The 13639-nt window shown below is 44.3% G+C and carries 9 protein-coding genes; 5 read left to right on the top strand and 4 right to left on the bottom strand.

Translation table 11 applies throughout. The annotated features are described in order from the left end of the window. Positions 1-679: 679 nt before the first annotated feature. Positions 680-2215, bottom strand: a complete 1536-nt coding sequence (gene ilvA, locus HYN46_RS08360; RefSeq protein WP_114898959.1) for a threonine ammonia-lyase, biosynthetic — start codon at positions 2213-2215, stop codon at positions 680-682. A 100-nt stretch (positions 2216-2315) separates the two neighbouring features. On the opposite strand from ilvA, the gene HYN46_RS08355 reads away from it, so the two are divergent. After that, a complete protein-coding gene (locus tag HYN46_RS08355) occupies positions 2316-2909 on the top strand; it encodes a GNAT family N-acetyltransferase (protein WP_114898958.1) in 594 nt (197 codons plus the stop codon). A gap of 157 nt (positions 2910-3066) precedes the next feature. Here the strand turns inward: HYN46_RS08355 and ggt are convergent, their stop codons facing one another. The 3 genes from ggt to purM all read right to left on the bottom strand — a co-directional run bounded on the left by ggt (position 3067) and on the right by purM (position 6655). Then, positions 3067-4782, bottom strand: a complete 1716-nt coding sequence (ggt, locus tag HYN46_RS08350; RefSeq protein WP_114898957.1) for a gamma-glutamyltransferase — start codon at positions 4780-4782, stop codon at positions 3067-3069. Positions 4783-4922: 140 nt separating this feature from the next. Beyond that, positions 4923-5564 carry a phosphoribosylglycinamide formyltransferase gene (purN, locus tag HYN46_RS08345; protein WP_114898956.1) on the bottom strand — a complete coding sequence of 214 codons (642 nt, stop codon included), beginning with the start codon at positions 5562-5564 and terminating at the stop codon, positions 4923-4925. Then, entirely contained in the window at positions 5561-6655 is a 1095-nt protein-coding gene (purM, locus tag HYN46_RS08340) for a phosphoribosylformylglycinamidine cyclo-ligase (RefSeq protein WP_114898955.1), read from the bottom strand. The genes purN and purM overlap by 4 nt, the downstream gene beginning before the upstream one ends. Before the next feature lie 449 nt (positions 6656-7104). Here purM and HYN46_RS08335 point away from each other — a divergent pair, with 449 nt between their 5' ends. From HYN46_RS08335 to HYN46_RS08320, 4 genes are all read left to right on the top strand, one after another. Next, a complete protein-coding gene (locus HYN46_RS08335) occupies positions 7105-8388 on the top strand; it encodes an AI-2E family transporter (protein WP_114898954.1) in 1284 nt (427 codons plus the stop codon). Beyond that, positions 8389-9108, top strand: coding sequence for a DnaA regulatory inactivator Hda (locus HYN46_RS08330; protein ID WP_114898953.1), 720 nt, complete (start codon positions 8389-8391; stop codon positions 9106-9108). It begins immediately after the preceding gene. A gap of 217 nt (positions 9109-9325) precedes the next feature. Next, the gene (gene rbtA / locus HYN46_RS08325) at positions 9326-11197 is read left to right on the top strand and encodes a rhombotarget A (RefSeq protein WP_114898952.1); all 1872 of its coding nucleotides are present in this window, start codon (positions 9326-9328) and stop codon (positions 11195-11197) included. Continuing rightward, positions 11194-13602: a CSLREA domain-containing protein gene (locus tag HYN46_RS08320; protein WP_114898951.1), complete on the top strand. Its 2409-nt coding sequence runs from the start codon at positions 11194-11196 to the stop codon at positions 13600-13602. Before rbtA ends, HYN46_RS08320 begins: the two co-directional genes overlap by 4 nt. Positions 13603-13639 lie beyond the last annotated feature (37 nt).

Here is a 13639-nt window from a genome sequence, read left to right as displayed (position 1 = left end):
AAGCTGAGAAATAGAAGCGCATATAATAACTGGTTTTGATTAAAATCTCTTTACTTGCCAATAAAAAAGCTACAGTTCTGCTGAAAAAAATTATATAACCGGCATTTCAGTTAAGGGAGTTGAATTTTTCGTTTTGATAGATGTGTTAACGGGCGAACTTAATCGGTTGAAATTCAGCCGGGTAATCTTATCAGTGTTTCGCAGAGATCACGGTATTAGTAAAACAAGTATTTTGCGTATCGCGTAATACAGCGCAAGTGAAGCGTTCTTGATTCCTAGGATAGAGTAGACCCATGCCTTTTGCCAACGATACTGAACAACAAACACATGTAGATGCCAGTTTAATCGTTTTCGGATCGATCTTCCGCTATGGATAAGCATAAATGCTTGCGAATCTCCAACGGAGTTGAATGCAAGACGTTCAGCCTCTAACATGAAAAATTCCATTAAGTGGGAAGGTGAGAACTCCAAATTTTCTACAGATGCCTCATGGCAAAGAACAAAGCAATATGGCAGTAGTGGTAACCGATATTTAACGAGAAGGCATGAACGTTCGGTATAAGCTTCTGGTTTAAGAACTTCACGATTGAGCATAAAGTGGGGCATATTTAATTGTACCCAGTATATCTTATGAATCAATATTGACTCATAAGATATTTAATCAGACCAAAATAATAAATCACTTCAAAAACAAGCGATACCCAACATTGTCAGTGATATCACTATACGGATAACCAATTGCATCTAGGATATGAGTCAGTTGCTCTGGTGTACGCGTGCCAGTCTGTAAACCGACCAAAACACGTCCATCGGCAGCACCATGATTGCGATAATGGAATAGTGAAATATTCAAATCCTGCCCAAGTTTTTCCAAGAAGGAGAGGAACGCATTGGGGCGCTCTGGGAACTCAAATCGGAATAGGCGTTCATCAGACAATCCCGCATGGCCACCGATGAGATGACGGATATGCAGCTTTGCAATTTCATCATCAGACAAATCATCCACGGTATAGGATTTTTTCGTCAAAATATCGTTAATTTCTTGACGTTCAACTACACCATTTTTTAAGCCAATGCCCACAAAGACTTGGGCGAGGGCATTGCCGTTATAGCGGTAGTTGAACTCTGTGATAGACCGGCCCTGTAAGGTGCGACAGAACTCTAGGAATGCACCGATAGTTTCTGGAATGCTTACGGCAAAGATAGCTTCGCGGCCTTCACCAAGTTCGGTACGTTCAGAGATATAGCGCAGACGATCAAAATTCATATTGGCGCCACAAACAATGGCAGCCATATTCTTATTGGTGATGCCATGTTGCTCTATGAATTTTTTCATTCCGGCAACGGCCAAAGCTCCAGCAGGCTCAACAATGCTTCGGTTTTCCTCAAACACATCTTTGATTGCCGCACAAATCTCATCAGTGCTACATGTAACAACATCGGATTCAACCACTGGGCCTGAACCATCAGATTTAGGCAGGCGTACAACATCAAACGGCAGTTCACCAATTTGAGCCACAGCCACACCATCGGCAAATAAACCCACCAATGGTAAGGTTCCGCGCTCACCCGTATCCAGTGCAAGTTTTAAACAAGCTGACTCATTAGACTCAACAGCAATGACTTTGACATGTGGAGCGACTTCACCTAGATAAGCTGCAATACCTGCGATTAAGCCACCACCACCAACCGCGACGAATACATAGTCGAGATTGCGATATTGGCGAAGCATTTCCATCGCAATGGTGCCTTGGCCCGCAATGACAAGTTCGTCATCATATGGCGGAATGTAAACACGATTATCCTGCTCAGCACGAAGAAGTGCATAACGATAGGCAACGTCAAAGCTATCACCGTGTAGGATGACGTTGCCACCTAAACGTTTAACAGCGCTGACTTTAATGTCTGGTGTGGTCTGAGGCATGACGATCAGCGTATCAATACCAAGCTTTTGGCCTGAGAATGCGACACCCTGCGCATGATTTCCAGCTGATGCAGTAATCACACCGCGAGCACGTTCAGCGGGACTGAGTTGACTAATTCGGTTGTAGGCACCGCGCAACTTAAAAGAAAAAACCGGCTGCAGATCTTCGCGTTTCAGTAAAATATTATTATTGAAGCGAGCTGAAAGTCGTGGTGCAGCGTCGAGCGGTGATTCGATTGCAACATCATATACGGTTGCTTGGAGGATGCGTCTTACCCAGTGTGCCAGCATGTCAAACCTGTTTCGAATTAAATCAGTCAATCGACTATTGTAATCTGATTTTGCAGTGGATGTGCTAAGGTTAGTACGTTAAATTGCAAAGGATTTAGAAATGTCATTCGTTTCAGAAGTGACCCTTGAGGCAAATGGGATCAAGCTTATCCCTTTAGGTGTTGAGCATGAAAGTGCCCTGCGCGCAGCAGCGTCCGATGGCGAGCTGTGGAATATCCGCGTGACTTCCGTACCAGAACCAGACCAAACACTTGCTTATATCGAGGCTGCTTTAGCACAGAGACGAGAGGGAAAGCGATTTGCTTTCGCTGTAACTGATGCATCGAGTGGTCAGGTATTAGGGACAACCAGTTACCACGATATTCTTGCTGATATCCGGCGTGTTGAGATCGGATATACGTGGTATGCCAAATCTACTCAACGTACTCATGTGAATACCACATGTAAACTTCTGCTGATGACGCATGCTTTTGAAATTTTAAATTGCAATGTCATTGGTTGGCGTACCGATCAATATAATTATGCCTCACAGCGAGCAATTGAACGCTTAGGGGCAAAACGTGATGGCGTGATTCGCGGACATGCACTGCGCCGAGATGGAACCATTCGCGATACCGTGATGTATAGCGTGACTCAAGGAGAGTGGCGGGAAGTGAAGGCGCACTTAGAGTATCTGTTAAGAAGGTATCGTTAAATAAGAATTCCCATTTAGATAATTGTTCTCAGTGAACTAACAAGAGCACTAGAGGTAAAAAGCTCATTTCATTTGAGGTGAGCCATCTTGCTACTATTGTTGATTCTGTCGATTGAAAATGCGAACCTCAAGAAAACTAATTCAGATGAGTATCACACTAATGCGCCTTCACGCTATCTTTCTGAGCCAGCGCAATCCCTTCACGTCTAGGGTCTGCTCCAGCGACCCAGCCCTCATTAGTCCGCCAGATAATTGCCAGGCCACTGGTCATATCGCCTTCTTTTATGAGATGGCCTGCTTTTACCAATGATTGTTTAAAGGCATCATCAAAGCGACCTTGCTCCAGTTCAGTGCTATCACCACGGCGTAGAATGTGAGGTGTATCCAGCGTTTGTTGCACGGTTTTCCCGCCTAATAAATCTAGAGTGGCCTGCGCAACATAGCCGATGATCTGACTGCCACCGGGTGAACCCAATACGCCTTGAACTTGAGTACCTTGAGCATTTAATAATAGAGTCGGCGCCATGCTGGAACGGGGTCGCTTTCCGCCTTGTACACGATTCGCCACTGGAATACCTTTATTGGTTGGCGCAAATGAAAAATCAGTGAGTTCATTATTAAGAAAGAACCCTCCTTCTTTTACCCAAATGTTGGAGCCAAAGGCACTCTCAATAGACATAGTCATGCTAGCAGCACGACCTTTGGAGTCTACAACGCTGATATGACTCGTATTCGGTGCATCAACGCCCTCCAAAGAGGGTTGGCGGCTACCTAAACCGGCAGTGACTTGATTCAGGTGCTCTCCAGTAGCAAGCGCTGACCGCTTTTGCAGATAGCTGGAATCTAATAGTTGAGTGACTGGAACTTTTTCAAATGCTGGATCGGCAATGTATTCATCACGGTCTGCAAAGGCTAGACGAGATGCATTGGTGAGGTAAGTCACTGCGGAAATGGGGTCTTTAGGCAGTTCACCCTGCAGCAAACTGAGGATTTGTAAAACGGTGATGCCGCCAGATGATGAAGGTGGAGCACTGCATACTTGGTATGTCGTAATGACTTTACAAATAGCGTTACTTGTAACAACTTTATATTGATCAAAATCCTGAGGGGTAAGGTCACTACCTTGCGTGTTTGCCGCAGCAAGAATGGCCGTGCGCAATGTGCCTTTATAAAAATACTCAGGGCCTTTTTTGCTAATAGTTTGTAAAGTTTGAGCATATGCAGGATTTTTATATAGTGTTCCAACAGCGAGTGGCTGCCCTTCAGGATAAAAAATAGAGGCTGCATTGGATTGCCGCAGACTAGGATCAACGCTCAGCAGAAGATGAAGTCGAGGAGTTACATGAAACCCATTTTGAGCGGCCAAAATCGCCGGCTTCAGGGTAGTTTGCCATTTAACTTGACCATACTGTTTGGAAATCTGTTGCATCAATCGAACCATGCCCGGCGTACCAACAGAAAGTCCATTCGTTACAGCTTGGCGAAAAGGCAAAGGAGCGCCGTTGCTATCAAGGAAGCGATTTTCTTTGGCGGATTTTGGAGCAGTTTCTCGTCCATCCAGTGCAATGGTTTTATGCCCATCAAAATACACAAGATAACCGCCGCCACCAAGACCAGAAGATTGTGGCTCAACTAATCCAAGCATCCATGCTGCCGCCATTGCACCATCAGCAGCACTGCCGCCTTGATTTAGAACAGTCTGACAAGCCTGTGTCGCAAGTGGGTGTGCTGTAACGCATACACCCTGTGTCGTTGTGATGGATTGTGCAGGTTTTAGGCCGCTACTGGCTTCAGGTGGTGGTGCGTCATTACTGTAGGCTTGACTAGTGTGATAAACGAAAAATAATGGGAGTACGAAAAGAAGTTTTTTCATAAAAGTTAATCTAAAGCACGGGGATTACTTAAGATTAACTGAAGAAGTGCCGCGGATGCGAGTACTGACTTGTATAGAGACATTTCTACTACAAGTCAGTACTCGATCAAAGAGTGTTGATGGATGGTGATGACTAGAAGTTAAAGACAGATTCGAATTGGATCTTGGAGTTCTTGACCATCCAGATAGACTTTATTGCCCAGTAACGCAATGCGTCCTGCAGCAATCCAGGCTACGACTAATGGATAGAGATGGTGCTCAAGTTCTTGTACTTCTTGAGTCAAAGTCTCAAGAGTATCATTTGGCATCACATGGGTTATGGCTTGGGCAATGATCGCACCCGCATCAAGCTCAGCGGTGACAAAGTGTATGGAACATCCATGCATTTTATCACCAGTGGCAAGCACTCGAGCATGGGTATGCAACCCGCGATAAGCTGGAAGCAAAGATGGGTGAATGTTAATCATTTGACCACTGAAGCGATTAACAAATGCAGGCGTGAGAACCCGCATAAAACCAGCCAGCACAATTAGCCCCACCTGCCATTCTTGCAGAACACGACTCATCTCTGCTTCAAATGCAGCGCGGTCTGGATATTTTCGATGGTCAATCACTTGCGTTGGAATATTGGCTAAACGTGCACGCTCAAGTGCATAAGCATGCGGGACATTGCTAATCACACCAACAATTTCTGCACGAATCCGCCCTGTTTGACAGGAGTCGATCAGGGCCTGCAGATTACTGCCATTTCCAGAAACGAGTACGACGATCCTGTTGGTCAAATGAGGTTCACTCGAATTTGATCGCTGGCATCGACAGTTGATGCAGCATCCGCTTCAATGTGACCCATGACCCAAGCTTTTTCACCTGCAGCAGTTAGTTGATCAAGGGTGGTCTGAACATCGGTTTCTGCAACAACAACAATCATCCCAACGCCACAATTGAATGTGCGATACATTTCGTAAGTATCGACGTTGCCTTTGGCTTGTAACCAGTTAAACAACGCTGGCCACTCCCAAGACTTGGTATTAACGACAGCACGCGTACCATTTGGCAATACGCGGGGGAGGTTACCTGGCAAACCGCCACCAGTAATATGCGCCATCGCATGAATATCGACGTTTTTTGCCAGTTGCAATAGATTTTTAACATAGATGCGGGTAGGGGTCATGACAACATCTGCAAGGGGTTTTCCTCCGACAGATTCATCTAATGCGGCACCGCTAAATTCGATAATTTTACGAATTAACGAGTAACCGTTTGAATGTGCACCACTTGAGGCTAAACCAATCAATACATCGCCTGCTTGAACCTTTTTGCCATCAATGATGTTGTCATGCTCGACTACACCCACTGAAAATCCAGCCAAGTCGTAATCTTCACCTTCGTACATGCCAGGCATTTCGGCTGTTTCTCCGCCTACAAGTGCGCAGCCAGCTTGTAGACACCCTTCGCCAATTCCGGTCACCACATTTGCGGCGACATCGACATTCAAATGTCCAGTTGCATAATAGTCTAAGAAGAAAAGAGGCTCAGCACCACATACGAGAAGGTCGTTAACGCACATCGCAACTAAGTCGATACCAATGGTATCGTGACGATTTAATTGTAATGCGAGGCGGAGTTTTGTACCTACACCATCAGTACCTGAAACAAGCACGGGTTCGTTATAGCCTTTAGGAATGCGGCATAATGCACCAAAACCACCTAGACCACCCATGACTTCAGGGCGCATGGTCCGCTTTGCCACGGATTTGATGCGATCGACCAGATGGTCGCCTGCTTCAATATCGACCCCCGCATCTTTGTAGCTCAATGACGTAGAGCCTGTTGTTGATGTATCTTGAGGTAAAATAGGGGTTGATGTTGTCATAGCAAGCTCTCCACATAAGCCCGCAGATTATACTGTGAATGTGAGTCAGATTACGTCATTAGGATGAGTTTTTTGCATATAACTGCTTGAACTTTGTTCAATGCATAATCTCTCGTGTATTTGACGCTCCTATTTTATGATCCAGGGCGAAGTTAAAAGCCTTCTATTATTAATGCGAAATCGCCCACTTCTGGCGCATTGTGGTCGGTTCTTTACCCAAAAATCTTGGTATTAAAAACGATATTTTTTCTTAAAAACTTCTTTTTTTTTATCATATTATTATAAAATTTCAAAAATTTACGCAGAATTCTGATCTCTCAGTGGTAAAGTCCATTTATCTGAGATAGATGGCTCTGGTCGCTAAGCTGATCACTTAGAGAGTGGTTTGCTGTAAACAATCAATCTGCATTAAACATAAACAACTATGCTCAACAATAGAGGAATTAACGATGGATTTATTTGTGCGGCGTGGCTTATCGCTCGTTAGTATTGTTGGGTTGTTTTATGTTTTAGGGTTGTTAATTGCACAATTATTTCCCATTCTGATGCCGTTTCTTGCGGCTATAGTCATTGCCTATCTATTTAACCCTTTGGTGGAGCTGCTCACACGTTGGATTCATATTCCACGTTGGCTTGCAATTGCATTAGTTTTTTTGACCATTACGATTACTGCGGTGGTCGTACTGTGGTTTTTGGTTCCTTTGGTTTGGGAACAGGTTTTATATGCAAGGGCCAATATACCAAATGCAATTCAATGGCTTAATTTCACTCTACGTCCATGGATACAACATACCTTTCATATTGAAACGAGTCGCATCAACTTGAATGTTGTTACCGCATGGATGACGAATTATTTACAAACGCATTATAGTTTTGATGATACCCAGCAAATGCTGACTCGAATCGCACAGTCTGGTATGAGCATTATTAGCGTACTCAGCCTCATTGTACTTGTGCCGATCGTGACGTTTTATCTTTTGCTGGACTGGAAGGCTATGTTAGAGCGGTTACACCGCTTAATACCGCGCCGTATTGAGCCTAGAACCGTTCAGATTTTACATGAATGCGATCAGGTTCTCGGATCTTTTGTTAAAGGCCAGCTACTTGTCATGATCTTATTGGGCATTGTCTATGCGGTAGGTCTACAATTGATCGGCATTTCTGTTGGCTTGATCATTGGTATTGTTGCAGGTCTTTTAAGTATTATTCCGTATATGGGTTTTGCCGTAGGTATTTTTTCTGCGGCGATTGCATGTTTATTTCAGTATGGCTTTGCATGGCAAAACTTAGCCTTGGTCGGTATCGTATTCATGGTCGGGCAAGTGATAGAGGGTTATATTTTACAGCCTTTTCTACTGGGTGATCGAATTGGTCTCTCCCCAGTCGCCGTTATTTTTGCGGTTCTTGCTGGTGCGCAGTTGGGCGGTGTTATAGGCATGTTGATCGCATTGCCTGTGGCGGCACTACTAGTCGTATTAATGCGTCATTTGCATGAATTTTATGAAACGACGGAGTTTTATTCAGCATCCTACCCAATAACGCTTGCAGATAGTTTTACCGAACCCTCTACAGTGCGTTATGATTTACCTACTGAAACTAACGATGTCTCTAACTTGAACTCTGATCAACAATCACCGCAAAACACGACCGTAAATCTGTCAACAACAACCGCAAGTAGTCAAACTGATGAACCGGCAACAAGTCAGTCCACTGCTTCACCGCGGAAAGATTAAATGCGTCAGTTGAATCTTGCTATAGATGTACGTTCCGATGCACGGATTAGTGATTTTGCGGGGCCAGGGTGGGCGAGTGTAATCGACGCTACGCGTCAACTCCACGCTGGTTTACTTTCCAGATGCTTCATTCACGGTGTGGCTGACACAGGTAAAACTCACTTACTTTCAGCCATTTGTGAGTCCTACTTAGATGTGGGGCGTACAGCAATTCAGGTGTCACTGATCGAGCTGGTCCATGCGCCAACTGAAGTGTTACAAGCACTTGAGTCATTTGACTTGGTCGCACTTGATGATTTAGATGCTGTAGTCGGTATGCCTCACTGGGAAGAAGCCATCTATCATTTAATCAATCGTAGCGAGCAGCGTCAGTTGGTTTTCGTTGCACGAAGCCCTGCTACGCATTTACCAATTGGCTTGCCGGACTTACAGTCGCGTTTGGCACAGGCTGCAAGTTTTGGGTTGCCAGTAGGCGATAATGTCGATGATCGTCGAGCATTATTATTTGCAGTACTAAAACGCAATGGCTGGCAGTTCGATCCCGCAATTACCGAACATTTAATTGAACATGGTTCACATCGCCCTGGTCTGATGCTCAAAACACTTGCAAAATTTAAACCTCTTTTCCAAGCTCAGAGACGAAAACCCAGTTTGGCTTTAATTCGTCAGACGATGGCAATGATTGATCAAGACCTAATTGACCAAAATAGCGAAGCATAATGTGAATACGCCACGTCTATCGGGTTGTATAGGCGTTACGGCGAAGTTTACCGAAAAACACTTGTTAGACATGATGTGCTATGTAGTAAGATGAGCCGGATTGCAACAGGGTTGGCTTTCTGTATAGGATGCTGATAAAAAATAATACTGTTATATAGAGTATTGTTGTTGAAATGACTGCGTGAAGCAGTAATGAGTATCACAAGAAAAGTGTTATATGGATACACAAAATACGCAAATCTGGAGTGCGCGTTTTATGATTAAACGTTTAATAAGTATCGGTTTACTATGCTTTGCTTTTGAAGCGCACGCTAGTATCAATGTCACAACGACAGTCGATGAAAACAATACCAACACCAGTGCCTGTTCGCTTAGAGAAGCGATCACAATGACTAATAGCGCTGATCCTAGTAAGGGGATTGGTGGATGTACAAATTCCGACACAACATCTGTCATCATCTTAACTGCAAAAAATACCTATACCTTAAACGACGCATTAATCATCAGTAAGCCAGTAACGCTGCAAAGTACGATGACTGGAGATGTTAATAATTCAGCAGGTACAAGTAACCCTATTATTCAAGCGGTTGGCAATCATCGTATTTTATGTATCAAAAATACTCCTAGTACCGTGGGATGTGATACTGACACCCCTGTATCCGCATCGACAACACCGATCACTATTGCCATCAGCGATGTAGACTTAAAAGGGTGTGGCAATACTAATATCTGTGATACCAAAGGCGGTATTATCTACAACCAAGCGAAGCTCACACTGCAAAATTCACGCTTATACAATGGTGGTGCGACTTTAGGCGGTGCAATTTATAACGAAAACGTGGGTACAGTATCTGCCACGACTGTTGAGTTCCATGATAATACGGCTCAACAAGGCGCTGCTTTTTATAGCGTATCACCCAGTTTTGCTATTGCACAATCATTGATCCGTGCCAATACCACGAATCCAAGTTCTGGTTTTGCCCTTTATACTGAAATTTCAGATCCCAAGTCGGGCAATAACGCCGCATCAGTATCAAGCTCTACAATTTATAATAACAACGCCAATGCGGCCAATGTGGTTTCAGGCTTAGGACTTTACAACGTCACGATTGTGAATAACCAAGGCGGCATTACCTTAAATGCGGCAGCATACAGTGCTGTAGTCAATAGTATTATTGGCGGTAACCGTGGAGGAGCGGATTGTACTTTTGTACCTGGAGATATAACGCCGATTACTTATACGCTTTATACCAACACCTGTGATGCTAATGGGACAATTGGTAATGCGGTTGGTAGTGATGGAAAACCAACAGGCAAAAAAGATCCTGGAGATACCAGCAAGAAGTTATCTAATCAGGGCGATGAAACGTTGATGGCACCTGGCGCTGAAGGTTCTGTATGTTCTCTACCACCAAATCCAGGTTTGTTGTGTGCATTTAGAACGCCTGCAGGTCAGTTCAATGGATTTTTACTACCGCGTTTATTATTGTCCTATAAGTCACTCGCAGATTCACCCATCGTAAATAAAGGCAGTTCTAACTGTAGTGGTATGGATCAACGTGGCCAAACACGTAGCCTATGTGACATTGGAGCGATTGAGCTGGTTATCCCTGCAGGTAATGCGCAAACCAATGGTCAAGATATTGTCTATGGTCAGAAAGCAACAATAGATCTCAGCTCAGTATTGGGCGATGGTCAATTAATTCCGGCGTCGCTTTGTTCTGGCTTGTATCCAGGTGTAACACCTGCGACCCCCAATGGTCAGTGGCTAGACGGCTGCGTGCGTTACAGTGCATTACCCGCAAAAGGTAATGTCAGTTTCTCAGCGCAAGACAGTAATGAGATCTATCAACCAACGAGTGACTATCATGGCTATGATAAGTTCACGTTTGATATCACAACGACAACCAGCTACTTCTCCGAAGCTGCAAATAATAAAATTATCACCTTAACAACGACGATCGTCCAATCACCACCGACAGGAATTGAAAGTAAAACGGTTGGCGGTGGTGGCAGCCTAGGGGTGTTTGGAGTATTTGCTTTGATGGGGCTTGCAATTCGCCGTCGTCTGACAGGAGGTCAGCTATGATTCGTCGTATATCATTGCCAATATTGGGATTATTGTTGAGCTTGGCTTGTGGAGCTGCTCAGGCTGCGACGATTGTTGTGAATACGACTAGCGATGAAAATGGTGAAAATCCAAATGCATGTTCGCTTCGTGAAGCAATAAAGGCCAGTACACTGAAACAAGCTTACGGTGGCTGTACTGCAGGACAGTTGTACTATACCGATACGATTCAGCTGGCTGCAAATGCTACCTATACTCTGACACAAGGGGAGCTTGTGATTGCCAGCGATATGAATATCAATGGCGATCCAGCGACAGATCCTTATTCACAAGACCCGATCTCCGGTCTTTCACCGAAACGTTTACCCGTGACGACCACGATTGTCGCAGCGAACGGTCAACGGATATTCAATTCTTTGGTCAGTGCAAGTCCGATTAATTTAAACAATCTCAACCTTAAAGGTGGCACTGCTGATCTTGGTGGAGCGATATTGGCTGGTGGCACGGTGGGCTTGTATCGTGTCAACATTAGCGGCGCTAATGCGACCAAACAGGGCGGCGCAATTTATTTATCCGGTGTTCAAGCTACTGTAACCGCAACATCTTCCTCATTTACTGGAAATAATGCACCGCAAGGGGCTGTTTTTAGTATGAGTTGTATGGATAACCTCGGTTATGCTGTTCGTACAGTAACATTGAATCAGGTAAGTATTACAGGCAATGGATCAAGCAGCAGTGCGAATACGATGGATTTCTGTGGTCAGCCGACAGTTGCCATTTCAGCATCCACGATTTCGCAAAATACAGCATCGAATACCAGTGTTGACGCATCATTAGAGCCAGCCGTGCTGCGCATGATTGGCGGTCAAAACACACGTCTTTCTCCTGCGAGTACAATGAGTTTAGTCAGTAATACGATTACTGAAAACCATACTCCAGTTGCTCTTGCATATAATTACCCCGGTGGTTTGTCACTAACAAACAACTTCTTGGCATATAACGATGCATTAGATTGTCAATACGTGGGCTTACCAGATCCAACAACCAATTCATCTGTGACATATAACTTGTTTACTGGCAGTTCTACTACGAGCACAACGAATAGCTGTCAGCTTTATCGTGCTGCTGCGACAACAACCAGTAATACTGAGACCAATCTTTATGCAAGTGGGGGGCAGTCTCGGACTAACTTTTTATATCCGCTAGGTCTTTATGGTGGTTCTGATTTACCAGGTTACTTACCAATCCCTGTTAGTAATCCTTTAATCATGCATGCGGGTGCGCTTGTTGCTAACTGTGGCAGTACCGATCAGCGTGGCTTAAAGCGCGGCAGTGGTACCCGATTGAATCAGTCCTTAAGCTCCCAAAATATTAAATGTGATGTAGGTGCATTAGAATATTCAATTTTAACGGTAAATGATGACCAGAATGGAGCGAATACCTCTTACAACGTTGTGATCAGTCAAACGGTGAATACGACAGGATTAACCCAAGCTCAAATCGATAAAGCCAATGCTCAAATTAAATCTTACCTAGATGCTTATAAGGCGAGCTATCGTTATCGTGAAGTTGTTATGGATGTTGTCGCAAATGACAGTGGTCAAGAAACATTAAGCGGTAATACGAGCACTTTGGGGTTATTGAGTGATTCAGATTTATACACGATCACTCCATTTAGTACTGATCCTAATATCTTGTGTACGTGGGAACCGACAATGAAGCAACTCATTGCGAGTCGCATTGATGGCACCACGACACCTGGTGGTAGTAAAGATGAATGCCAATATACGGCGAAGAATAATTTGACCGGAGCTACGCCAGCAGAGCCTGCAACGGTTAGTTTTACCGTTTCAAATATTGCGCCCATCGCGAAGGATGATAAATATACTTTAACGTTTGGTACTAAAAGTATCCCCTTAGATATTCTAGCAAACGATAGTGATGATGGTGATGGTCCTTATGCACTGAGTCCTAATGGTAAAGCAGGTAAACCATGGTGGTATCTCCTAAAAACCGTGATTGATCCCTCTAAGCCAGCAACAGATGGTAGTAACGGAAGTATTAATAATATTAAATACACGCCGCTTAACATCCGAGTTGTGACACAACCCACTCAAGGAACCATCGTGCCTGAGTTTCAAGGTCCATGTCCAGATAACAACGTCAACACTGCTCAAACGACGTGTTACGGTGGGACATTGACCTATGTGAATAACAATCTATTTTCACCATTTAATGATAGCTTCACATATCAAGTGTTAGATTCTGATCTTACGGCATCAAATACAGCTTTGGTGACCATCACCAATACCGCAACGACTACGGATGTCACGAAGTCTGGCGGTGGTAGTATTGGATTCGGTGCAATATTCGGTATGCTGTCATTAGTCTTGATGCGTCGCCGCTTATTGGCGCATGGAGATTAAAAGACTAAGACTATTGTTGTAATTTATTGCGCGTACT

The sequence above is a fragment of the Aquirhabdus parva genome (genome assembly GCF_003351745.1).
Classification (GTDB): Bacteria; Pseudomonadota; Gammaproteobacteria; order Pseudomonadales; family Moraxellaceae; genus Aquirhabdus; species Aquirhabdus parva.
This window is presented reverse-complemented; position numbering and strand designations above follow the sequence as displayed.

Coding starts and splice junctions, on each gene's coding strand:
- ilvA (WP_114898959.1), bottom strand. CDS start 2,215: ATGCTGGCACACTGGGTAAGACGCATCCTCCAAGCAACCGTATATGAT.
- HYN46_RS08355 (WP_114898958.1), top strand. CDS start 2,316: ATGTCATTCGTTTCAGAAGTGACCCTTGAGGCAAATGGGATCAAGCTT.
- ggt (WP_114898957.1), bottom strand. CDS start 4,782: ATGAAAAAACTTCTTTTCGTACTCCCATTATTTTTCGTTTATCACACT.
- purM (WP_114898955.1), bottom strand. CDS start 6,655: ATGACAACATCAACCCCTATTTTACCTCAAGATACATCAACAACAGGC.
- HYN46_RS08335 (WP_114898954.1), top strand. CDS start 7,105: ATGGATTTATTTGTGCGGCGTGGCTTATCGCTCGTTAGTATTGTTGGG.
- HYN46_RS08330 (WP_114898953.1), top strand. CDS start 8,389: ATGCGTCAGTTGAATCTTGCTATAGATGTACGTTCCGATGCACGGATT.
- rbtA (WP_114898952.1), top strand. CDS start 9,326: ATGGATACACAAAATACGCAAATCTGGAGTGCGCGTTTTATGATTAAA.
- HYN46_RS08320 (WP_114898951.1), top strand. CDS start 11,194: ATGATTCGTCGTATATCATTGCCAATATTGGGATTATTGTTGAGCTTG.